At 72.0% G+C, this 26574-nt stretch carries 1 protein-coding gene; it reads left to right on the top strand.

Going from position 1 to position 26574, the window contains the following annotated elements; translation table 11 throughout:
* Positions 1–87 precede the first annotated feature (87 nt).
* The gene (locus tag GVV04_RS03700) at positions 88–26574 is read left to right on the top strand and encodes a hypothetical protein (protein ID WP_161684380.1); all 26487 of its coding nucleotides are present in this window, start codon (positions 88–90) and stop codon (positions 26572–26574) included.

Genomic DNA, 26574 nt, shown 5'->3' with positions numbered 1-26574 from the left:
TCGGATCTTTCCCGGCGTTCGGCAGAAAGGGTACGTGCCACGATGATCACGGCCGGCGGTCCCATCGTTGAGGTCGACGAAGGGACGATGCGCGCCCTCGAGGTGTTCACCGGTAGCCGGTTGCCCCGCGCGAACGTCGGGATGTTGCTGCGCGACGCGGTTGCCCTGAGTGCGCTGGCGGATCGGGTCCGCGACCTGCTGGGGCCGAATCTGGTCCAGACGATCCGGGCGGTGGGCGCCTCGGTGGAGGGGAACACCGCCGCCCGGTTCGTCGCCCAGACCGCGCCGTTCGTGGCGACGAGCCCGGCCTTCCTGCTCCAGGTGGCCGGCATTCAGGACCAGACCGCCGAGGCGATGCGCGGCTACGCCGTCGAGATGGACTACCTCAAGCGCCAGACCTTGATCATGTTCAGCTTCATGATGGCGGAACTCGCGATCGCCGCGGTCGAGGCGTTCTTCTCCCCGGCGTCGGCGGCGGCTCGGGTGGCGACGACGCGGTCCATCATCCAGACGGTGCTGCGTTCCACGCTGGTGCGCATCGCGGCGCGCAGCACGGCGATGCAGATGCTGTTCATGCCCGGCTCCGCGCTGCTGGCCCAGCTCTCGCAGATGGCCGACGGCATCCGGTCCGGTCTGGACTGGGGGGCGATCGGCAAGCAGGCCCTGTACGGGCTGGCGGTGGCCGCACTGAGCACGGCCGCCGTGCCGCTGTTCGGTAAGGGGACCGCCGCGTTCGGCAGCGGACTGACGAAGCTGGGCGTGAAGGAGGCGTGGCGGGGCCCGATCGTCGGGCTGACGACGCGGCCGGCCTTCGAGATCAGCCTTGAGGTGGGCGGCGGCGTCGGCGCCAGCCTCATCGTCGACCACAAGTACGACACCGGCAACGCCGGCGGCGACGCCGTCTCCGGTGCGGTCGAGTCCGGCACCGGAATGGCCGCGACCGGGCTCGGCAAGGGCGGACGCCGGGGCGCACAGGGTCTCGGGTTCATGCCGAACGTGCCACGGCTGCAACTGCCCGGCGGCACCGCCTTCTCCTCGACGGGCCAGCCTGTGCTGCCAACGGCCCGGGGCACGTCCGTGCGGTCACCGGCCCCGGACCCGGCAGCCCACCTGTCCCGCGGATCGACCCTTCCCCCGGGCACCGAGGGACCAGTTCCGGTGCCGATCACGCTGGGCCCGACAACGACCACCCTAGGTCCGGTGCCGCTCGTGTCGGTGCCGAGCTGGGTCGCCGCCACCGACATCCGCGTCGACGGGTGGCAGCGGTTGCAGCAGGACCTCGTCGACAGGTACGACACCCTGGCCGCGCAGTTCGCGCAGGCGAGGCAGGCCATCGCCGCGCTCCCGGTGCCGGTCGAGACCATCTTCACCCGGTGGCTCGGCGGCCCGACCGTCGCCACGCTGCTGACCGGCCTCGACCTGCCCCGGAACCTGCTCACCGAGCAGCACCTGGCCGGTGTCCGGAACCAGGCGGTGGAGCGGATCGTCGAGGCGGTGGCCCGCTCGGGCGCGTCCCCGCAGCAGATCATGGCCGCCCTGCCGGCGGAGTTCGACCGGCAGGCACTGCGGTCGGCGGCGCAACTGGCCGCGCAGTTCCAGGTCGACAGGTACTTCGACGCCGGCACACCCGTGCCGTCCGCCGTGCGGGAGGCGGCGGCCCAACAGGTACGGCTCCAGGTCGATCGCGGCCTCGACGCGATCCTGGGCACGGCACCGCTGCTGACCCCGGGCGGTTCGCTCGCCCCGCACGTGCAGACGGTGGTGAACGTGGTCCAGCAGGCGACCGGGGACCTGCCCGCCCGGGTCGCCTCCGTCCCCCACGCGCCCGCGGCCGGGGCCACGGGGACCCCGTTCGGGCCGGTGACGCTCGAGCAGCACGCGGCGCAGGCGGCCGAGGCCGCGCGCACCCAGTTCACCGCTTTGGCCGAGCGCCACGACGTCGACCCGGTCGGCGGCGTCAGTTCGGCCGACCCGGTCGGCGGCGGGAAACTCGCCGAGGCTTTCCAGCGGGAGTGGCTGGACGGCTACCGCTCCCTGTTCGCCCCGGACGCCGGCACGACGCCACCCCCTCCCGCCGTGGGCACGGTCGAGATCGACGCCGAGCGCTGGCGGCGGACCGGGGAGGCGTTCGACGTCAGCGGCTCCACCGTCACCCGCCCGCCGGACGGCGGCGAGCGGGTCGCGGTGCGGTACGCGCTGGTGCCCCGGCCCGACGCATGGGTGTTCGAGGTCCGGCTGCACCTGACCGGCCAGCCGGACGCCGCCCTCGACGCGGTCAGGCAGGCCACCCGCGAGGGCGTGCAGCGGTACCTGAACGATCCGGGGTACCGGCTGCCGTCGGTGGACGTGCCGATGCGGGTCGACGTGCGGTTCGTCGACGATCCCGGGCAGGCGCACGCCACGGTCACGGTCGGGACGCCGGCGAGCCGGACGGACCAGGCGCACTGGGCGCAGGGGCAGCCGCCGGCGTCGTACGCGCACGAGGTCCTGCACTTCCTCGGCGCCGTCGATCACCGCGCCCCGCGACCGCGCCGGGGTGACCCCACGATGGTGGACGCCGAGTCGGCGCTGATGGGCCACCACCACCCGGACGCGGAGCTGCCGGTCACCGAGGCCGATCTGCGGCAGATCGTGGAGACGCTGGCCCCGCACTACGCCGGGGTGGCCGGCAGCCACGGCCCGGTCCACCGCCCGGCCGGTGCCGCCAGCGCCGCGCAGGGCCCGAGCAGCGTGGCCGCGTTCTGGGACGAGGGCGTGGACACCCCGCCCGGGATGTCCGGCCAGGCGGCGGCGGTGTCGGAGAGCGGCCCGACGCCGATGTTCGCGGTGCCGGGCGACGGCTACTGTCTGCTGTACTCTCTCATCGCCGCCGATCCGGTCCTGGTCCGCGACGTGCTGGGCACGAGCCTCACCCCGGACCTGGGCACGTTCCTGTCCGACCCCGCCCGGGTGCGTGCCACCGTGACCGGGCTGGTCGGTTCGCGGGTGCCCCCGTTATCCCCGGTCGGGCGGGTGACCCGGCTGCTGCAGGCCCATGTCCGCCACTACCTCGACGCCAACGCCGGTCAGCTCCCGGCGGACGTGCTCCGTCAACGGGTCAACTTCCGGGAGCAGGTCGAACAGGACGTGACGAGGCACAGCCGCGAGCAGGTGCTGGGGCGGCTCGGGGAGCTGGGCCGGGGCCATGTCACGGACGCCGGCTTCCTGGCCCCGGAGCGGATCCGGCAGCGGTACCAGGAAGCGCGTGACGCTGCGATCGCATCGGGCGGCCCACACCCTGGTGCCGAGACGGACGTGCCGCAACGGCAACTGGATTTCGTCAACCTGAACGGCCGGGGTTTTCCGGCCGACGAGCTGAGCCTGGAGGACGCCCGCGCCTTCCTGACCGCCGCGCTGGTCGACCCCGAGCGCCCGCTCGACCGCGACGAGCTCTCCCGGGTGGGGTCGGCCGTCGACGGCTGGTCGGCCAACTGGAGCGCTCCGGTCGGGGAGTTCCTGGCCCCCCTGCTGGCACACGCGACCGGTAGCCGGTTCACCATCCTGCAGACCGTCCCCTCCACGCAGGCCGGCGCGCCGGAGGTGCGACCGGTGGCCGGTGAGGGGTACGGCCCGTCCACCGGCCATCCGGTCACGCTCTACCACGTGGCGCTCGACCCGGGAAACCCGAGCGTCTACAACCACTTCAACGCCGCCGTGCCCGCCGAGACGAGCCAGCCGCCGGAGGTCACCCCGACACCCGCCGTGCCGGCTCCGTCCGCCGACGCGCTGCTGGTCGCGATGGCCGCCACGTTGCCGAAGGGCCTGCGGTTGCAGCGGGCGGTCGGCGGGACCCTGTTGCACGACGGCGCTGCCGGGTCCGGCTCGGTCAGTTCGCGGGTGCCGTTGCCGATCGGGTCCGGCCCGGTGATTCTGCTGGACCCGTCGGTGCTGGACCCGGTGGGTCTTGGGGCGGCGTTGGCTGGTTTGCGGGCGCAGGATGTGACGAGGGCGGTGTTGCACTGGCCGGAGGGTCAGCGGGTGAGTGTGGGTCGGGCGTTGGAGTTCGCTGGGGAGGTGTTGGGGGAGAAGCATTCTGCGGTGTTTTCGATTCCTCGGGTGGCGTTGTCGGATGTGCCGGTGTCGCATCCGCGGATTGTTCCGTTGGACGCCGACGGTGCGGTGACCTTCTTCGGCGGGCGTCCTGACCGTTACCTGTTCCTGTCGGATGTCGCCGCCGACACGCGACCCACCCCGTACGGGCTGCCCGAGCTGTCCCCGGGCGTCTACCGGTTGCGTGACGGCTGGGTGGCCTGGGAGGGGGGCACGCACCTGTGGGTCGGGCCCGAGGGGCTGTTGGAGGCGGCCCGGGGGGCGCTGCCCGACGCCGGTCTGCTGCCGGACAGCAGTGGCGTCCGGCAGGACCCGTCGGTGTTCCTGGGCTGGCGCGGCACCGAGCTGCCCGCCGGCGTACGGGATCAGTTGGCTGGGTTCTTCGCGGCGATGCCGGCGGGCGCGGTGTCGCGCCTCGTCACCTCGGGTGTCGGGTTGGATCGGCGCGCGTTTGATCTGGGCACGGTGGTCGGGTTGCCCGACGGGGTCGGGTTGACCTTTGTCGCGGGTGGGGTGTTGGCCCATGTCGGGTCGCGGCCGGGGGACGACGTGGTGGGGTTGGGTTGGTCGGATCTGGTGGATGTGGGGCGGCCTCGGCTGGTGTTGGACGGGTCGGTGGCTGATCCGGTTGCGGTGGTGGAGGCGGTGCGGTTGGCGTTGGGGCCGGAGCGCGCGGAGGCGTTGCAGGTGTTCCTGGCGCCCGCGCACGTTCCGGCCGATGTTGGTGTGGATGTTCTGGTCGATCGGTTGCGGGAGCGGTTCGGTGGATCTGTTGAGTTGGTGTTGCCGGCTGCCGTGCTGGGGCGGCCGGCGGGAGGCGTGGATGGGTTGGTGCCGGTCGATGCGCGGGGTCGTCAGACGTTCCCGGCCGCCGCGCACACCTACCGGGTGCCGGTCGGTGCGGCGTTCCCGCTGCCCGGGCCGCTGGGCCTGCGGCCGACTCCCACCGGCGCCTACGGGGTGGGGCGCGGTTGGACGGTCGAGTCGCGCGACGGCGTGGTCCTGTTCGCCGAGGCCGGCACGAACCCCGCGACGTTGCCGGCGGATGCGCTGGCGGTGGAGTCGAACAAGGTCGCGGTCGTGGTCCAGTCCGCCGGTGGGCCGATCCCGGCAGAGGTCGCGGCCGTGGTCGCGGAGCTGCTGTCCGGCGTGCCCGTCGCCGATCAGGACGTACGGGTGTTCGGCAATCCGGAGAGCGTCGGCCCGGACACCCCGGCCGCGCCCGTCAATCCGTCACCGACGGCGATCCCCGACCCGCGGACCCTCCCTCTCGCCGGGCTCAAGGCCGACCTGCCGGACGTCGCGCGGATCGAGGCGGCGCTGCGGGCCGAGGCGACGCGCCGGGGGATCGAGGTGCCGGCGAAGGAGTGGGATCTGCTGCGGGAGACCCTGTTCGAGGGCTACCAGTTCATGGTCGGCCAGGACGGGCACCTGTTCGCGCTGGGTGGCATGGAGGTGCGGATCCACCTGACGCCGGAGGATCCGCAACGGGCGGACAATCCCGCCGGTTCCTACGACACGGTCGCGCCCGGAGCGTCGGTCGACGACACCGAGGAGGGACACCCCACCGTCGAGGACGGTCGCTTCCACGCCAACCAGTTCACCCAGGGCAACTTCCAGGTCGGCGCGCACAGCCAGACCGAGGGCAGCACGATGCGCGCCACCCGCCTGCGCCTCGACGGGACCTTCGATGTGCCGTGGAGCGCGGCCACCCAGTTCGGGATCAAGGGCACCGCGACCATCAACCGGTCCGACCAGAAGACCACGCACATCCTCGACGCGGAGAAGGGCCGGGTGATCGACAACCGCGAGGACTCGACGGTGTTCTCGTACCGTCCGGTGTGGCTGGTCGAGACGCGCGCGGACGGGCTGCGGGACAATCCGTGGACGCCGGTCGAGCTGCCGGGTAGGGCAGGCGACCGGCTGGTCGTCGTGGTCCCCGACCACCTGCTGACCGCGCCCACCGCGCAGGTGACCGCAGAGCTGCCGGGCGATCGGTCGATCGACCGGTACAAGCTGCCGGCGACCTTCTCCGCCAGCAACATGACCGGACTGACGCGGCTCTACGATCGGATCCTGGGGGAGCTCGAAAGAAGCGGCTTCACCGGGGTGCGGTCCGTCGGCGATCCGATGCGCCGGGAACTCCACCGCAAGCTGTGGAACCTCGACTCCCATCTCGACGAGGCGATGAACACCCGGTACTGGCCCGCCTACCAGCGGCGGCCCCTGGACACGATGGGCTACCGGTTCACGCTCCATCACGAGGGGGCGGCGGCGGCCGTCATCCGGGTGTACGCCCAGGGTTACGAGTCCGAGCGGGTGAGCTCGACGAGCGACAAGGCGCACATCGAGAAGGTGCGTACCGCGATCGTGGGGCACGGCGGGGAGTTCACCCTCCAGCAGTCCACCGGGCTGAGCTTCAGCCCCGGTGCGACTTCGCCCTTGAAGTGGCTTCCGCTCGGCATCAGCGGTCGGGTGGGGGCGACCATGACCAGCAACGACGGCGGTGGCTTCGCCCAACCGTCCCTGAACGTGATGGTGTCCCGATACACCGGCATGACCGGCGGCCACGAGGTCCGGTTCAGCCTGTCCGCGGACGTGACGACCTCGAACTCGTCGACGGACGGACCGACGCGCATCGACGCGGTCGACGGATCGGCCGTGGTGCAGCTGTCCGAGCCGGACGCGTTCGACCACGGGTTCGGCGTCGACGCTGACGCCTTCCGCCCGGCCACCGACCCCACGACCGCGCCGGCCGCCACCGAGCAGACCGAGACCGTGCCGTACCAGGAGTGGCGTGACCGCCTGCGCAACACCGGGCGGCATCCGGAGGACGTGGGCGGTAACCGGTTGCCACAGCACGTGCTGGAGGGGCACGGGCTGGGACAGAGCCTGGTCGAGGTCGACGGGCAGCTGGTGGCGCAACTCGGGACGCTGTTGAAGCGGGATCTGACCGAGAGCGGATACCTGATCCCGGACGACGCCCAGCCGTGGTCGGGCGAGGCGACGGACCGGTGGACGCGCCTCGCGCAAACCGTCACCGGCTACGACCCCACCGCCGCTGTCGACAACCTCGACCTGGTGCGCAAGATGGTCTCCACCGAGGGGCTGGAGTCGCACTTCGACACCCTCACCCAGGACGGAATGAGCTTCACCCTGCACAAGTGGCGCAACGGGACGACCCGGACCGCGAAGGTGACCGTCCGGGCGGTGGCGGATCCGGAGCGCGGCGGGTTCACCGACGAGGTCGACGCGAACGGCAACTCGGTGTACTACGACCGGATGACCGACGAGTACCACGTGGTCAACCTGAGCATGGGCATCGGCATCGGCGGTCAGGGCGCGAGCGGCAGCCATGGCCTCTCGGGTGATTTCGGGGTGAAGCTCAACCTGCCGACGTCCGTGAAGGGTCTCCGTTCGATTGACCTGTTCGGTATCTCCGGCAGCGCCAACGTCGGCGCGTCGGAACGGGTCAGCCGGGTGGTGAACCGCCCCGAGCTGCTGGAGTACCCCGGCCGGGTGAAGCTGTTCAACCTGCCGTACAGATTCAGCTACACGATCAGCTACAGCGACGCGGACGCCGCCGACGTCCCACCCACGAACAGCCTGCCGGGCACGGTGCGTGCCGCGCTGCTGGACCTCAACAGCGACCCGTCCACGTTCAGCCAGGTTGACCCCAACGACACCGAGGCGGACGTGCTCGCCCAGGGGGTGGTGTACCACCTCGACACCACCGGGCTGCACGACGCGGTCGAGGGCCAGCTCGGCGACCTGGTCAAGGCCGGTAGACCGATGGCCGAGCCGGTGGCGAGCCTGACCAACCTGATCGCCGTCAAGTCGCACTTCAAGGAGGCGCTGCGCGGCGAGTACGGCACCGACAGCCTCTTCGAGTCCGGCGTCATCACGGGCACCAACGCGGCGGTGTCGATCAAGGCGGACCGCATCCACGATACGCGGTTCGTCGGCGCGACCGTGGACAAGTACGTCACCGGCCTGATCGAGCTGTACCAGGCGGAGACCGTGAACGCCGCCAACTCGTCGCGCGGCGTGTCCCTCAAACTGCCCGGTCTGTCCTTCGGCGGGAAGGCCGACGGGTGGAGCCCCAGCTACAGCGAGTCGCTCGCCACGAAGTGGGGCTGGAGCAGCGCCGAGGAGCTCAAGCACGCCGGCGGCCAGGAAATGATCAAACTGGCCTTCGGCCGCGCGTACGCCTTCCAGTCGCAGGTCGACTTCAGCGTTCGCAGCGCCGTCAAGCACGAGACCGTCTCCGTTGTCGAGAGTTCCAAGGCGAGGACCACCGCCGTCCCCGACCGTACGATGGTCTTCCTCCTGCCCGAGCCCGAGGCGCTGGCGCGGTACGCCTCGGGAGAACTACCGATCAGCGATGTCCAGCTGGCGGATGCGATGGGTCGGTGGGCCCGTGGGGAACTGGTGCTCAGCGGCAACACGGTGGCCGGGTTGCTGAGCCGGTGGCGGGAGGACGTGAACCAGCGGGTCGCCACCGGCACCGCCGACCTCGACGCCCAGCTGGCCCTGCCCAGCGTCCGGGGGTGGGCGTCGACGCTCGCCGCCCGGCACGCCGACCCGGAGCAGCGCGGTGCCGTGCTCGACCCGCGTCGTCGGGAGCGGTTCACGAGGGACTTCGGGATCGACCTGGCCCCCGACGTCAACCCGTTCGCCAAGTTGACCCTGCCCCCGTACCTGACCAGGACCGGAGAGCGGTCCCTGGGTCACGCGGGGATCGACGAGGTGGCCCTGTTCACCGAGCCGTCTCCGGACGGCCGACCGGCGGCCACCAAGACGGTGCTCGACGCGGTCTACGACCAGGTCGAACTGGTCGCCAAAGACCTTCTCGGCGCCCGCCACGACAGCATTCCCGAGCGGGACGCGGGCTGGAGCCTCGTGTGGGCCTCGCCCGAAGGGCAGGTCATCGGCGCCCTGCCCGGTGGCCTCGACTCGCTCCAGGCCACCCTGGCGGGGCAGCGCGCCAACGCCCTGGTGAACGACATGCTGAATCAGCACAACGGCGTGCGGTTCTATCTCGCGTACCGCCGAGGCCGCCTGTTGGCCGAGATCGTGGAGGTGAAGCTGTCGGTCGCCCTGGAAGGCCAACCGCGCTACACCGACTGGGTGCCCGAGTACGGCATCGAGAACTACAACATGGCCATCAGCGCCGTCGCCACCATCCTCGGCAGGTCCAAGGGCCTGAACTTCACGCCGGCCGGCATCGGCTTCAACCCTGCGGCCAAGCCGGTTCCGCTCCGCGGCTCGGTGTCGTTCGCCCCGCAGCGATCGCGCGCCGTCAAGAGCGCCGCGCAGAGCACCGACTACCAGTCCGTCTACGACTGGAGCGGCCACTACCGCGCGACCACCGACGCCTCGATCACCATCGACGTCAAGCGGCTGAAGATGGCGGGCCGGCCCATCAACAACTTCCTCGTCGACGTGGCAGACGCGTTGACCAGCCTGGTCAACGAGCCTTCCCCTCCGCCTGAGCCGAAGAAGTACCGGGCAGAGCTGAGTTTCAAGGTGCCCAAGGGGCTGGCGGAGGCCGTCCCGATGCCCCGCTCGACGACGCCGGACACGCGCGCGTTGCCGCCCCTGCCCGGCGACGTCTACGTCAGCGGGGTGCTGGCCGACGCCCTCTTCCCGGCCGCCGGCGGGCTCATGGCCCGCCTGCTCGACGCCACCGCCAACGACCCGGCCTACCGGAGCAGCGTCGCCCTGTCCGGGCTGCTGTCCCGGACGCAGGTGAACGCCATTCTGCCGAACGTGGCCGAGGGCGGCTACCTGCTGGCTTCGCATCTCATGAACGCCAACAGGCCGGACAATCGGGTCGCCATGCGGCTGTACGCGTCGCTGCACTCCTTGGAGATCATCAGCAAGATCGTCAACAGCACCGGCACCGGGCGGTACGCGAAGTTCCAGGCCACCACCGCCGCCATCCACGGCCGCGACCGCTGGCGAGCCAACTACGACGGGGACATGTCGTTCCCCCCTGTCAAGCTCGGCGAGGAGAGCGCCGGCCCGAAGGGCGCCAAGCTCACGTTCAGCACCGGCGGCAACCGGTCCGCGCCGATGAGCCACGGCACCAGCTTCGAGGACAGCAGGCGTGGCGAGAACCACGTGAAGATGCAGGGCCCGGTCTACCTGGTCCGGCTCCGTGGCCGGTTCAAGCTCGGCGCGTTCTCGCACCGCCACTACCCGAATCCCCTGAATCCGAACCCGGAGCTGTCCGCGACGGGATCCGACACCGTCAGCACCGGCTGGCTGCCCGGTGACGTGTACGTGGAGATGTTCGCCGACGAGGTCCGCGAGATTCAGCGCCGGATGGGCGAGGTGATTTCGTGGGACGCCGAGGGCTCCAAGCCGCCGTCCGCCTGGCCCGCGCCGGGGCCGACCGCGCGCTCGTTCGGCCTGGAGGGGCTACTGGTCCGGACCACGCCCGCGGGGATGGCCAGGGGCCCGGTGGCGGGCCAGACGATCCAGGCCGGCGACTTCGACGCCGGCCAGGCGGCCGCGCACACGGCCCTGCTCATCCGCGACGAGCTGGGCAACCGCTACGACCCGGTCGGCCCGATCCGGCTCACCGTCAACACCGACGAACGGGCCCGGCTGCGCTACCAGACCGTGCTGGACTGGGCCCTGGAAAACCTGAGGGGCCTGCCCGAGACGCAGCGCGAGTCCGCCGGCTTCACCGACCTGGTCAACCAGCGGCTCCTGGTGCCGGCTGCGGGCGTCCCGCAGCCCGCCGCCACCGTGCATCGGTTCGAGGCCGCGGTCGACACGATCATCGACCAGGTCACTCGGGCGCAACTGCCCGGCTCTCCGCCGCTCGCGCTGCCCGACGAGCTGAAGATGCTCGGCCAGGATCCGGTCACCGTGGCCCGGGGCGTGGCGTTCGAGCTGGACACCTACCTCGACCTGGTCACCGGGACCGGCACGTACCGGATCAATCCGCAGGGATGGGTCGTGCAGGTGCCGGCCGACACGCGGGTCCCGCAGACCTCGGAGCAGGTGGTCGGGGCGCTCGACCCCGAGCTGGTGCGGCGTGCCGACGCGGCCGCGATCGACGCGGCGGAGCGGGTGCGGATCTACGAGGAACTGCTCGCGCGCACCCCGTTGCAGTTCGAGGCGGTGAACGCGTTGCCGTCCGAGCTGGACGAGCGGATCCGCCGGGTGTGGGAGAGGGCCGACGACGGTGCCCGGCAGTGGCTTGCCCAGGGTCTGCCCGGCGGGGAGAGTGCGGCTTCTTCCGTCGGGCGGCACGACAGCGACACGGCCGACGGTCGGGCCGGTCGGGCGCGGCGGGGTCTGGCCGACGGTTTGCGGGTCGGGGGGTTGCGGGCCGGTTGGGCCACCGTGGGGCCGCTGCCCGGGGTGCCGCCTGTGCTGCGGCCGGGGACCGGGGTGTGGATCGCTCGTGAGCAGGGTGCTGTCGCGGCGCGGGTCCAGGTCGACGGTGGTTTCCTGGTGCATGATCCGTTGGGCTCGTCGACGCGGTCGTTGACCGCTGAGGAGTTCCACGGCGAGTTCGGTGGTGCGGGCGCTGTCACCCTTGTCGAGCCGGACGTGTTGACGAGTTGGTTGCTGCACGACGGGGACTGGGGCCGATCGCAAGCGTTCGCCGAGGCGAATCTTGGCGTGCTGCGCGCCGACGAGACCGCGTCGGAATTGGTGCGGGAGCGGCCCCAGCCGGTGCTGTCCGAGGGGCAGGCGGGGGGACCTGGCCCCGGCGGCCGGATGCTGGACCCGCACCAGGCGTTGCTTGAGGCGATCCGCCTCGACCAGCTGGACCGGGCCTACCGATACCTTGCGGAGGGCAGCCCGGAGACTCGGCACCGGCTCCTCGTCGCGGCGGTGAGCGGGTCGGTGCTGTCTCCGCTCGCGCTGCGCGCGCTGGCCGATCTCGCGGAGGCCGCCCCGCTCACGACCCCGCCCGCTGCGCAGTGGAGCATCTCCCACGACGCGGCCATGCTGCGAGCCGTGGCGGACATCCTCGATCCGACGGTCGGCCCCGTGGCGACGTTCCGGGCCGTCGCGGCCGCCGTATACCCCACCCGCGAGCAGGACTGGATGCAGGGCTGGGAAGCCGTGGGCAGCCAGGACTGGGAACAGGCCCTGGACGGCATGGTCGGCGAGGTGTCAGACCAGCAGGCCAAGGATGTGGCGTTGTTGCGCGACGGGCTCGGCATCGTCGTGCGGATGGACTACCACCACGTCGACACTCTGATCGAGGACGCCTCGCGCCACGACGCGGGCTTCGCTGCCGAGCTGGAGGCGGCGGCGGTCGGGTTGACCGCCGCCGACCTGGCCGCGCGTTGGGAGGATGCCTCCGATGGCGCGGCTCTGATCGCGGCCCTTTCGTCCGGGCCGGCGCGGGCCGGTGCGGGAGCTTCGATGGGTCTGCCGCCCGACGCCCCGCATCACGTGCTGCCGGCGATGTTCGGGGCGCTCGACGGCTGGAGGGGAATCGTCGACTGGGGGCAGTCGCGTGATTTCCTGAACACCCACCGGCAGGAGTTGCTGTCCGACCGCACCCGCAGCGAGCTGGAGAGGAGGGGCGTCCACGAGCCCAGCGACGCCCACCTGGTCACCTTGAACGCGTTGCTCACCCTGGCCCGTTACGGTCGGTTGGACGACGCGTACCGGTATCTGCTGGGCCCGGCCCGGCCCGACGCGCCGGCCGAGGACGGGCCGACCGGGCGGGATCGTCTGCTGACGGATCTGCTCGGCACGCCGGAGCTGGCTGAGCCCGTCGCGGTGGCGGCGTTGGCGAATCTGGCCCGCTCTGTGCCGGGTCCGGTGGCGGCGATCGACGAGCGGATTCTGCGTCTGGCCGGCGACATGCTCGCCGGCTTGACCGTCGACGACGCCGCCGTGACGGATCTGGTGCGTGACGTGCGCGGGGGCCGGTCCGGGGTCCAGCGGGAGCGGTGGGCCGGGGCGGTCCGTCAGCTCGGCGCCGGCACGAACCCGACTCGCGGCGCGGCGCTACGCGATCTCGCCGACCGGCTCCACTCGCCGGCACCGGTGCCGGCGGTCTCCGATTCGGGTGCGGACGGCACCGTTCGGCAGGATGCGCGGCAGCGGCAGCAGCAGGCCGCCCGCGAGCTCCAGCAGGCCCATGACGCTCTTGACCAGGCGCGTCAGCGCCAACGCGAGGCCGCGCAGGCGCACCTGGGCGCGGAGGCCCGGGTCACCGCCGCGGAGGCTGACCTCAGCGACGCCGAGGCCCGGTTCGGTGCGGCGCAGTCGACGCGCGCCGCACGTGCGGGTGAACTGCCGGGGCTGCGGGAGCAGGTGCGGGAGAGGGCGGCGATCGTCGAGCAGCGGGCTCGGGCCGTCAAGGAGGCCGGGACCGGGGACGCGCAGCAGTTGGCGGCCGCTGAGCAGGCCCGTGATCAGGCGCAGCGGGAACTCGACGCCGCCCAGACGGCGCTCGGCGAGGCGAACAAAGAGATCGAGCGGGCCGACGGCGTCCTCCGTGACCTTGAGCGGAAGATGCCGGACCTGCGCACGCGGGTGCAGGATGCCCGGGAGGACCTGCGGGCCCGGGAGACCTCGCTGGATGCGCACGTCCACACCGTCGAGGTGCTCGACCAGGCCAGGGCGGTGCGCGAGACGGCCTGGGAGACGGCACAGACCGAGGTCGACCTGGCGGTGCCGCCGAGCCCGCTGACCGGGTCAGTAACGGATGTGGACGCGGCGCTGGCCGATGTCGTCCGGTCTGGTTACGACCCGTCGGCCGCGGTGGCCGAGCTGGCCCGCCGGCTGCGGGTGGAGCATGGTGGCTCGCCTCCGGCCCGTGTGGTGTTGACCGCCACTTCGGTGCGGCCGGAGCCCGGGGCGGCAAGTCCCGAGTCGGACGAGAAGGGCGTGCTGGCCCTGGATCGGGTTCGGCTCGCGCGGGACCTCGCTCGGAGTCTCGGCGTCATGGTCGAGTTGCGGGTCGGTGACGCCGGTCGGCAGCGGCTGCGGCCGTACCTCGCCTATCCCGGTGGGGAGGTGGTGCGGCTGAACGCTGCCGGCCGTCCCGAGACCATGGACGAGGCCCTCGGGTATCTGCCGCAGTCTGTTCGGGCCGACCTGGGCGTGCACGATGAGCGGCCGGCGGTTCGGGAGCGGTTGGAGATTCTGCACGAGGCGCAGGTCGAGTCGTCGCACGACTTCGGTGACGACGTGGCCGCGTTGTTGGAGAACGTGAATCGTCATCAGGGGCTGTTGGCGTATCGGTGGGCGGTGCTGCCGGATCCGCCGACGGGCGCGGACGGGGTCGCTCAGCTCGCTGATGGCCTGAGTGTCGAGGTCTGGCCGGCGCCCGCGGGTGTCTCGCCGAGCCGGTCGGTGGATGCTTCTCGTCCGGACGATGTGGCGGCGGTCTGGGTGGCGGCGGCCACGCCGTTGCAGCGGGCGCAGGTCATGGCGGGTTTGTTGAGCGCGGAGCCGGGGTTTGTCGTGGGGCAGCCGGCTCGGCAGCCGTCGGCCGATCCGCGGCCGGGTACCCGGGTGGTGGTCGTGGCCGCCGGTGCGGTCGCGGTGGGGGTGGTGCTTCCCACCGGGGGGTTGCGGTGGTATGTCCCGTCCCTCGGTCAGGTGCGCGAGGGCAGTCTGCAGGCTTTCAGCGCCTGGGCCGAGGGCCGGGCCGGCGACACCGCGCGGCCGGACGACATCTGGTACGTCGAGGCGGCGCAGCCGGCACCAGCCGGCCGGCAGGACACGACCGGCCACGCGCACTGGGCCGCGACGACGGTTCTGGGTACCCACACCAGCGCGCCGCCGGTCACCCAGGTTCCCGCCGGGCTCGCTCTGCTCGACCCCGACCAGGCCGACAACTGGGCCGCCGCCCGCAACCATCCCGTACACCCCGACGAGTACCTGGTCTTCGCGCACGGCACCCCGGAGGGGGTCGTCGTGGACAACATGCGCGTCACGCCGGAGCAGCTCGCGGCCCGGATCAACCAGGATCCCCGTGCGCAGGGCAAGAGGATCGTGCTGGTCTCCTGCGAGGTGGCCGCCGACACCTACGACGTCCGCCTCGCCCAGCAGCCCGGCATCACCGGGGTGACCGCACCGAGCCACACCGCGTGGACCACGTCCGGCGGCCGCGTCCTCACCACCGCGGCCACGCACAGCCCCACCGGCCGCCCCCAGCTCGACCTCACCCGGCCCGGCACCTGGCGTCACACCACGCCCGGTCACCCGCCCGTCACCCGAACCCTCTCAGGCTACGAACTCCCCACGCCGCACGCCGCCGCCGCGTCCCTCGACGACGCGGTCGCCTTCACGCCGTCGAACAGCAACCTGACCAACCAGATCGACGGCGTCCCCGACGCGCTGCTGGTCGCGATGGCGGCCGGGTTGCCGAAGGGCCTGCGGTTGCAGCGGGCGGTCGGCGGGACCCTGTTGCACGACGGCGCTGCCGGGTCCGGCTCGGTCAGTTCGCGGGTGCCGTTGCCGGTCGGGTCCGGCCCGGCGATTCTGCTGGATCCGTCGGTGCTCGATTCGTCGGTGCTGGACCCGGTGGGTCTTGGGGCGGCGTTGGCTGGTTTGCGGGCGCAGGATGTGACGAGGGCGGTGTTGCACTGGCCGGAGGGTCAGCGGGTGAGTGTGGGTCGGGCGTTGGAGTTCGCTGGGGAGGTGTTGGGGGAGAAGCATTCTGCGGTGTTTTCGATTCCTCGGGTGGCGTTGTCGGATGTGCCGGTGTCGCATCCGCGGATTGTTCCGTTGGACGCCGACGGTGTGGTGACCTTCTTCGGCGGGCGTCCTGACCGTTACCTGTTCCTGTCGGATGCCGCCGCCGACACGCGACCGACGCCGTACGGGCTGGTGGAACGGTCGCCGGGCGTCTACGAGCTGGGTGACGGCTGGGTGGCCTGGGAGGGGGGCACGCACCTGTGGGTCGGGCCCGAGGGGCTGTTGGAGGCGGCCCGGGAGGCGCTGCCCGACGCCGGTCTGCTGCCGGGCGGCGGTGGCCCCGTGTCGAACCCGGAGGTGTTCCTGGGGCAGCGCGGGACCGCACTGCCCGCCGGCGTACGCGATCGGGTGGGTCGGATCTTCGCGGCGATGCCGGCGGGCGCGGTGTCCGGTCTGACCACCTCGGGCGTCGGGCTCGACCGGCGCGCGTTTGATCTGGGCACGGTGGAGGGGTTGCCCGACGGGGTCAGGTTGACTTTCGTCGCGGGTGGGGTGTTGGCCCATGCCGGGTCGCGGCCGGGGGACGACGTCGTGGGGTTGGGTTGGTCGGATCTGGTGGATGTGGGGCGGCCTCGGCTGGTGTTGGACGGGTCGGTGGCTGATCCGGTCGCGGTGGTGGAGGCGGTGCGGCTGGCGTTGGGGCCGGAGCGCGCGGAGGCGTTGCAGGTGTTCCTGGCACCCGCGCACGTTCCGGCCGATGTTGGTGTGGATGTTCTGGTCGATCGGTTGCGGGAGCGGTTCGGTGGTTCCGTTGAGTTGGTGTTGCCGGCTGCCGTGCTGGGGCGGCCGGCGGGAGGCGTGGATGGGTTGGTGCCGGTCGATGCGCGGGGTCGTCAGACGTTCCCGGCCGCCGCGCACACCTACCGGGTGCCGGTCGGTGCGGCGTTCCCGCTGCCCGCACCGCTGGGCCTGCGGCCGACTCCCACCGGCGCCTACGGGGTGGGGCGCGGTTGGACGGTCGAGTCGCGCGACGGGGTGATCCTCTTCGCCGAGGACGGCACGACTGCGGCGACGTTGCCGGCGGATGCGCTGGCGGTGGAGTCGGACAAGGTCGTGGTAGTGGTGCAGTCCGCTGGTGGGCCGGTTCCGCGTGAGGTCGCGGGCCTGGTCGCGGACGTGTTGTCCGGGGTGCCCGCCGATGATCAGGTCGTGCGGGTGTTCGGCAGCTCGGAGAGCATCGGCCCGGAAACCCCGGCTGTGCCTGCCGAGCCGTCGCCGACGGCCGTTCCGGACCCGCGGACTCTTCCGATGGCCGGGCTGAAGGCCGAGCTGCCGGACGTCGCGCGGATCGAGGCGACGCTGCGGGCCGAGGCGACGCGCCAGGGAATCGAGGTGCCACCGAACGAGTGGGACCTGCTGCGGGAGACCCTGTTCGAGAACTACCAGTTCATGGTCGGCCAGGACGGGCACCTGTTCCCGCTGGGTGGCATGGAGGTGCGGATCCACCTGAACCCCGTGGACCCGCGTCGGGTGGAGAATCCCGCCGGTTCGTACGACACGGTCGCGCCCGGGGCGTCGGTCGACGACACCGAGGAGGGGCACGCCACCGTCGAGGACGGTCGCTTCCACGCCAACCAGTTCACCCAGGGCAACTTCCAGGTCGGCGCGCACAGCCAGACCGAGGGCAGCACGATGCGCGCCACCCGCCTGCGCCTCGACGGGACCTTCGACCTGCCGTGGACCCCGACCGGGCAGCTCGGGCTCAAGGGCACCGCGACCATCAACCGGTCCGACCAGAAGACCACGCACATCCTCGACGCGGAGAAGGGCCGGGTGATCGACAACCGCGAGGACTCGATGCTCTACTCCTACCTTCCCGGGTGGTCCCTGGAGACACGCGTGGACGGGTGGGGGTGGACGGCGGCGGAACTGTCCGCGCCGACCACGGGACAGGAGAACGCCCGGTTGGTCGTCGCAGTCCCCAAGAGCCTGCTGACCGCGCCCGGCGCGCAGGTGACCGCAGAGCTGCCGGACGACCTGTCGGCCAACCGGGCCAAGCTGCCGGCGACCTTCTTCGCCAGCAACATGACCGGACTGACGCAGCTCTACGATCACGTTCTGCGGCGACTGGTGGCTGACGGGTTCGACAACGTGCGGTCCGTCGGCGATCCGATGCGCCGGGAACTTCACCGCAAGCTGTGGAACCTCGACTCCCATCTCGACGAGGCGATGAACCACCGGCCCGAGGCCGATCCCGAGCAGCAACCCGTGGACACCATGGGCTACCGGTTCACGCTCCATCACGACGGGGCGGCGGCGGCCGTCATCCAGGTGTACGCCGACCGCGCCGGATCCGCGCGGGTGGGCTCCACGAGCGACAAGGCGCACATCGAGAAGGTGCGTACCGCGATCGTGGGGCACGGCGGGGAGTTCACCCTCCAGCAGTCCACCGGGCTGAGCTTCAGCCCCGGCGGCAGTGTGCCGCTGGGCGACAAGAAGGACCCGGAGACGTACAGGAAGAAGGCCGCCGTCGGCTTGAGTGGCCGGGTGGGGGCGGCCGTGACCAGCAACGACGGCGGTGGCTTCGCCCAACCGTCCCTGAACGTGATGGTGTCCCGATACACCGGCATGACCGGCGGCCACGAGGTCCAGTTCACGCTGTCCGCGGACGTGGCGACCTCCCTCAGCCCGCTGGAGGGACCGGAGCGCACCAACTCGGTCGACGGATCGGCCGTCATTCGGCTGGCCGAGCCGGACGCGTTCGACCACGGGTTCGGCGTCGACGCCGACGCCTTCCGCCCGGCCACCGACCCCACGACCGCGCCGGCCGCCACCGAGCAGACCGGGACCGTGCCGTACCAGCAGTGGCGTGACCGCCTGCGCAACACCGGACGGCATCCGGAGGACGTGGGCGGAAACCAGGTGCCCCGGCACGTGCTGGAGGGGCGCGGCCTGGGACAGAGCCTGGTCGACGTGGAGCGCGACGTGGTGGCCCGACTCAGGGCGGACCTGCAGCGGGAGCTGAGTGAGAACGGGTTCCTGACCACGGACGGGAACCGGCCGTGGGCGCGCATCGAGGACGACGATCCACCGTCCTCGGACGACGACGAGCGGCAGCCCCTGCTCAACGAGCGGGCGCGTCACGGGGCGAAGGTCGTCACCGGCCGCGACCGTACCGCCGCGATCGACAACTTCGACCTGTTCCGCAAGATGGTCTCCAACGAAGGGCTGGAGTCGCACTTCGACACCCTGACTCAGGACGGGATGACCTTCACCCTGCACGCCTGGGTGAACGGGAAGATGTCGACCGCGAAGGTGGCCGTCCGGGCGGAGCTGGACATCCCGGATGCCCCCGGGACCGGTCAGTACGGCAACTCGCCGTACTACGACCGGATGACCGACGAATACCACGTGGTCAACCTGAGCATGGGCATCGGCATCGCCGGTCAGGGCGCGAGCGGCAACCAGGGCGTGTCGGCGGAGTTCGGTGTGAAGGTCAACACGCCGCCGTCGGTGGATAAGCTCCGTGCGGTCGACATCTTCGGTGTCTCGGCGAGCCACAACATCGGTGCCTCCGAACGGGTCACCCGTGTCGTGAACCGTCCCGAGCTGCTGGAGTACCCGGGCCGGGTGCAGTTGTTCACCCTGCCGTACAAATTCAGTTACGACGTCAGCTACACCCGCGCCGACAGCTTCACCGAGGCCGTCGCCGGCGCCGTCCGCTCCGTCGTCGCCGCCGGCAACCCCGTTCCCGTCGTCCGGGTGAGCCGGTCGGAGCCGATAGCCGGCACCGTGCGCGCCGCGCTGCTGAGCCTCAACACCGACCCGTCCACGTTCAGCCGGGCCGATACCACCGATACCGATGCGGCCGTGCTCAACCAGAGCGTGCTGTACTTCCTCGACGCCAGCGGGTTGCACGCCGCGGCCCAGCGCCAGTTCCCCGACCTGGCCGGGGCCGGCCAGGCGATGGCCGAGCCGCTGGCGAGCCTGACCAACCCGATCGCCGTCCAGTCGCACTTCAAGGAGGCGCTGCGCGGCGAGTACAGCACCGACAGCCTCTTCGAGTCCAACTTCCTCACCCAGACCAGGGCGGCCCTGTCGATCAACGTGGAGCGCATCCACGGCACGCGGTTCGTCGGCGCGACCGTGGACAAGTACGTCACCGGCCTGATCGAGCTGTACCAGGCGGAGATCGTGAACGCCGCCAACTGGTCGGCTTCGTTCTCCGGCAAGCTGCCGGGTATCAGCCTGGCCTGGAAGGCCGGCAAGTGGACCATCAGCTACAGCGAGTCGTTGTCCGTGAAGGCGGGCAGGTCCGCCACCGCGGAGACCAAGCGCGCGGGCGGCCTGGAAATGATCAAGCTGGCCTTCGGCCGCGCGTACGCCTTCGAGGCGCAGGTCGACTTCGGCATGCGCGGCGGGCGCAAGAAGGAAGTCGGGTTCGTCTGGGAACGGTCTCAGGTGCCGGCTGCCGACCGGGTCGCCGGGCGCACCATGGTCTTCCTGCTGCCCGAGCCCGAGGCGCTGGCGCAGTACGCCGCGACCCGGCTGCCGGTCAGCGACGTCCAGCTGACGGATGCGTTGGGCCGGTGGGCCCGGGGGGAGCTGACGCTCAGCGGCAACACGGTGGCCGGGCTGCTGAGCCGGTGGCGGCAGGACGTGACCGATCGTCTGGCCTCCGATCCCCTCGACCTCGACACCCATCTGGCCCTGCACCGGATCCAGAGGTGGGCGCGGACGCTCGCCGTCCGGCACGCCGACCCGGAGCAGCGGGGTGCCGTGCTCGACTCGCAGCGTCGGGAGCGGTTCGTCACGGACTTCCGGCTCGACCTGGCCCCCGACGTCAACCCGTTCGCCAAATTGACCCTGCCCCCGTACCTGACCCGCACCGGGGACCGGACCCTGGGTCACGCGGGCATCGACGAGATGACCCTGTTCACCGACGCGCCCGCGGCGGACAGCGGGCCGAGGTCCACCACGACGCTGCTCGACGCGGTCCGCACCCAGGTCGACGCGGTCGCCCCGGGAATGTTCAGTCCCAGGCACCAGGACTGGCCCGCGGAGGGGGCCGACCAGGGCATCCTGATGTTCTCGTCCGCCCGGCAGCCCATCGGCGTCCTGCCGGGCGGCGCGGACGCGCTCCAGGCCACCATGGCGGGGCAGCGCGCCAACGCCCTCGTGAACGACATGCTGCACCAGCACAACGGCGTGATGTTCTACTTCGCCCGCCGCCGGGACGCACTCACCGCCGAGATCGTGGAGGTGAAGCTGTCGGCCACCCTGACAGGTTGGCCGCGCTACACCGACTGGGTGGCCGAGTACGGCATCGAGAACTACAAGATGGCCATCAGGGCCTTCGCGACCATCCTCGGCAGGTCCCTGGGTCTGAGCGCCGTGCTGGCCGACGTCGGGTACACGGGCGACGGCAAGCCGGTCCCGGGCCACGCCTCGCTCTCGTTCGCCCCGCAGCGGGGGCGCAGCGTCAAGGATGCCAGGCAGGGAACCGACTACCAGGCCGTCTACGACTGGAGCGGCCACTACCGCGCGATCACCGACGCCATGGTCACGGTGGAGGCCAGGCGGGTGAAGATGGCGGGCCGGCCCATCAACAACTTCTTCGTCGACGTGTCGGACGCGCTGAACGCCTATGTCGCCGGAGGGCCCCCCGCCCCGATCGAGTCGCGGACCGAGCACCGGGCACAGATCGAGTTCAAGGTGCCCAAGGGGCTGGCGGAGGCCGTCCCGATGCCCCGCTCGACGGAGCTGGACCTACGTGCGTTGCCGTCCCTGCCCAACGACGCCTACGTCAGCGGGGTGCTGGCCGACGCCCTCTTCCCGGCCGCCCGCGCGCTCATGGCCCGCCTGCTCAGCGCGACCGCCAACGACCCGGCCTATCGGGGCAGCATGGCGCTGTCCGGGCTGCTGTCCCGGGTCAACGTCGACAGCCACCTGCCGAACGCGCTACCGGCGGACGGGTACCTGCTCGGTTCCCACCTCTTCACCGCCGGCCTGTCGAACAGCCGGGTCGCCATGCGGCTGTACGCGTCGCTGCACTCCCTGGAGATCATCAGCAAGATCGTCAACAGCACCGGCACCGGGCGGTACGCGAAGTTCCAGGTCTTCACCTCCGCCATCCAGTCGCGCGACCGGTGGCGGCCAAACGTCGACGCGGAGCTGTCGTACGGCGCGAAGAAGATCGGCAGCCCCAGCACCGGTCCGCAGGGGGACCGGACCGCCACGGTCAAGATCACCACCGGCGGCAACCGGTCCGCGCCGATGAGTTACGGTGCCAGCTACGAGGACAGCAGGCGCGGCGAGAACCAGCTGAAGATGCAGGGCCCGGTCTACCTGGTCCGGGTGCGCGGCCGGTTCAGGCTCGACGGAGTCGCGCACCGCCACCGCGCGTTTCTGCCGGACCGGGGGCTGTCCTCGATGGGGCCGGAACGGTTCGGCGCCGGCGTCCCCAGCACCGGCTGGGTTCCCGGTGACGTGTACGTGGAGATGTTCGCCGACGAGGTGCACGAGGTTCAGCGCCGGCTGACCGCGTCGGATCAGTGGACCGGCCAGCCGCCGTCCGCCTGGCCCGCGCCGGGACCGACCGCGCGCTCGTTCGGCCTGGAAGGGCTACTGGTCCGGACCACGCCCGTGGAGATGGCCAGGGGCCCGGTGGCGGGCCAGACGATCCAGGCCGGCGACTTCGACCCCGGCCAGGCGGCCGCGCACACGGCCCTGCTCATCCGCGACGAGCTGGGCAACCGCTACGACCCGGTCGGCCCGATCCAGCTCACCGCCAGCACCGCCGAACAGGCCCGGCAGCGCCTGGAGACCGTGCGGGGCTGGGCGATCGGCCACCTTGAGTCGCTGTCCGACGGGCAGCGGGCCGTAGCGGATCACGACGGGCTGGTCGCCCAGCACCGCGCACGGCCCGCAGCGGGCGTCCCACTGCCCGACGCGACCGTGCGTCAGTTCGAGGCCGCCGTCCCCGCGATCATCGCCCAGGTTGCTCGGGCGCACCCACCCGGCTCGGCGCCCCTCGGGCCGACCGAGGAACTGGAGATGCTCGGCCAGGATCCGGTCACCGTGGCCCGGGGCGTGGCGTTCGAGCTGAACACCCACCTCGACCTGGAGGTCACCGACGGCCCCACGGTCAACCGGTACCGGATCGACCCGCTGGGACGGGTGGTGCAGCTGCGGCAGGATGGCGCGTCTCGCACCCCGGTCACCTCGGAGCAGGTGGTCGGGGCGCTCGACCCCGAGCTGGTGCGGCGTGCCGACGCGGCCGCGATCGACGGGGCGGAGCGGGTGCGGATCTACGAGGAGTTGCTCGCGCGCACTCCGCTGCAGTTCGAGGCGGCTGCGGTGCTGCCCCCCGAACTGGAGGAGCGAATCCGCCGGGCGCGCGAGGAGGCCGACGATGGCGCCGTCCAGTGGCTTGCCCAGGGTCTGCCCGGCGGGGCGGGTGCGGCTTCTTCCGTGGGGCGGCACGACAGCGGCACGGCCGACGGCCGGGCCGGTCGGGCGCGGCGGGGTCTGGCCGACGGTTTGCGGGCCGGGGGGTTGCGGGCCGGTTGGGCCACGGTGGGGCCGTTGCCCGGGGTGCCGCCTGTGTTGCGGCCGGGGACCGGGGTGTGGATCGCTCGTGAGCAGGGTGCTGTCGCGGCGCGGGTCCAGGTCGACGGTGGTTTCCTGGTGCATGATCCGTTGGGTTCGTCGACGCGGTCGTTGACCGCTGAGGAGTTCCACGGCGAGTTTGCCGGCGCGGGCGCTGTCACCCTTGTCGAGCCGGACGTGTTCACGAGTTGGCTGCTGCACGACGGCGCCTGGGCGGCCTCGCGCCAGTTCGCGATGGACAACCTGGCGGTGCTGCGCGCCGACGGAACCGATCTGGCGCGGTCCGGCCTCGACGCCCCGGTGCTGAACCTGCACCGAGCGCTGCTCGACGCGATTCGCGCCGACCAGTCGGAGGCGGCCTACCGCTACCTCCAGGAGGGCGATCGGGGAAACCGGCACGATCTCCTCGTCGCGGCGGTGAGCGACCTGCCGTCCCCGGCTGCCCTGCGTGCGCTGGCCGACCTCGCGGAGGCCGCCCCGCCCGGCACTGCGACCTCGGCGCAGTGGATCGCTTCCCACGACGTCGGCATGCTGCGGGCCGTGGCGGACATCCTCGACCCGACGGTCGGTCCCGTGGCGACGTTCCGGGCCGTCGAGACCGCCGCGTACCCCGGCCGTGGGCAGGACTGGCTGCGGGGCTGGAGTCGAGCCCTGGCCAGCCTCCACGACGAGGTGCCAGAACAGCGGGCCGGGGACGTGGCGCTGCTGCGCGAGGCACTCGACGTCGTCAAGAAGATGGACTACCACCGCATCGCCGGACTGATCGGAGAGATCGCGCGCGCCCCCGGTGCCCTGGCCGAGCTGGAGGCGGCCGCAGGCGGGTTGACCGCCGCTGACCTGGCCGCGCGTTGGGCAGAAGTCTCCGACGCTGCGGGCCTGATCGCGGCCCTGCGGTCCGGGCCGGCGTCAGCCAGCGCGGGGACCTCGGCGGGCCACCCCTCCGTCGTCCCGCATCATGCGATGCCTCCGATGTTCGGTGCGCTCGACGGCTGGAGCGGGATCGTCGACTGGGGGCGGTCGCGTGAGTTCCTGAACACCCACGGGCGGGAGCTGTTGTCCGACCGTACCCGCGACGAGCTTGGGAGCAGGAGCCTCGGGCGGCCCGGCGAGTCCCACCTCGCGGCCTTGGACGCGTTGCTCACCCTGGCCCGTTACGGTCGGTTGGACGACGCGTACCGGTATCTGCGGGGTCCGGCCCGGCCCGACGCGCCGGCCACGGCCGAGGACGGGCTCACCGGGCGGGATCGGCTGCTGACGGACCTGCTCACCAGCCCGGAGTTGGCCGAACCCGCCGCGGTGGCGGCGTTGGCGAACCTGGCGGGCTCCGTGCCGGGCCCGGCGGCCGCCATCGACGCGCGGATTCTGCGTCTGACCGGCAACATGCTCGCCGGCCTCACCGTGGACGACGCCGCCGTCACTGCCCTGGTGCGCGAGGTGCGAGAGCAGCCCATGACCCAGCGGGAGCGGTGGGCCGGGGCGATCCGGGAGCTCGGAGCCGGCACGGCCCCCGCCCCCGGCGCGGCGCTACGCCACTTCGCCGATCGGCTCTACTCGCCGGCGTCGGCGGTTACCGATTCGGGTGTGGAGGGCACGGGTCGGCAGGATGCGCGGCAGCGGCAGCAGCAGGCCGCCCGTGAACTCCAGCGGGCTCATGACGCCCTCGATCAGGCACGTCAGCGCCTCGGGACCGTCGAGCAGGCACACGCGGGCGCGGCGGTCCGGGTGGCTGCTGCGGAGGCCGGACTCCGAGAGGCGGGAACCCAGTTCAGCGCAGCCGAGGCGACGCGCGCCAGCCGGGTGGATGAGCTGCCGGAGCTGCGGAAGCAGGTGCGGGAGAAGAAGGAGGCTGTCGAGCGGCGGGTTCGGGCTGTCGAGCAGGCCGGGACCGGGGACGGGCAGCAGGTGGCGGCTGCCGAGCAGGCCCTCGATCAGGCGCAGCGGGATCTCGGCGTCGCCCGGAAGGCGCTCGACGAGGCGAACGAGGACATCGAGCGGGCTGACGAGACTCTCCGCGACCTTGCGCGGGAGATGCCGGCCCTGCGCGTGCGAACGCAGGATGCTCGGGAGGACCTGCGGGCCCGGGAGACGTCGCTCGATGCGCACGTTCAGGCCGTCGAGGTGCTCGACCGGGTCACGGTGGCGCGTGAGGCGGCCTGGGAGACGGCGCAGGCCGAGGTCGACCTGCCGGTTCCGCCGAGCTTGCCGGCCGGTTCCGGCACGGATGTGGACGCGGTGTTGGCCGACCTCGCCCGGTCGGGTTACGGCCCGTCCGCCGCCGTCGCCGAGTTGGCCCGCCAACTGCGCGCGGAGCATGGTGGCACGCCTCCGGCCCGTCTGGTGCTGACCGCCGTCGCGGCGCGGCCGGAGCCCGACGCGGTCAGTCGAGAGTCGGACGAGAAGGGCGTACTGACCCTGGATCGGGTCCGGATCGCGCGCGATCTCGCCCGAAGCCTCGGCGTCATGGTGGAGTTGCGGGTCGGTGACGCCGCGAGACAGCGGCTGCGGCCGTATCTCGCCTACCCCGGTGGGGAGGTGGTGCGGCTGAACGCCGCCGGCCGCCCGGAGACCGTGGACGAAGCCATCAGGCAGTTGCCGCAGCCCGTCCGGGACGATCTGGACGCGCACGTCCGCCGGCCGGAGGCATGGGAGCGGCTGGAGATTCTGCACGAGACGCAGGTCGAGTCGTTGCACGACTTCGGTGACAGCGTGGCCGCGTTGCTGGAGGACGTGAACCGCCATCAGGGGCTTCTGGCGTACCGGTGGGTGACCCAGCCGGATCCGCCGACGGACGTCGCCGGTGTGCGGGTCCTGGCCGACGGCCTGAGCACCGAGGTCTGGCCGGCGCCCACCGGTGCCGCGCCGAGCCGGCGGGTGGACGGTTCCCGTCCCGACGACGTGGCCGCCGTCTGGTTGGCGGCGACGGCGCCGGGGCAGCGTGCGGATGTCATGGCCGACCTGCTGAACGCGAACCCCGGCTCGGGGTTCGCCGCGTCGGGGCCGACCCGGCAGCCGCCGGCCGACCCGCGGCCGGGTACCCGGGTCGTGGTCGTCGCCGCGGGCGCGGTCGCCGTCGGCGTGGTGCTTCCCGGCGGGGGACTGCGGTGGTACGTGCCGGCGGCCGGCGGTGGGCCGCGCGAGGGCAGCCTGCGGGACCTCGGCGACTGGGTCACCGGCCGGGTCGGCGACAATGCGGGACAGGACGACATCTGGTACGTCGAGGTGGTGTTCCACGCGTGA

The sequence above is a fragment of the Micromonospora rubida genome (assembly GCF_009908295.1).
Taxonomy (GTDB): domain Bacteria; phylum Actinomycetota; class Actinomycetes; order Mycobacteriales; family Micromonosporaceae; genus Micromonospora; species Micromonospora rubida.
The sequence above is the reverse complement of the archived record's forward strand: the minus strand, read 5'-3'. Positions and strand labels throughout refer to the sequence as shown.

Excerpts from the sequence above, each read along its gene's own strand:
- GVV04_RS03700 (WP_161684380.1), top strand. The coding sequence starts at position 88 with ATGCGCGCCCTCGAGGTGTTCACCGGTAGCCGGTTGCCCCGCGCGAAC.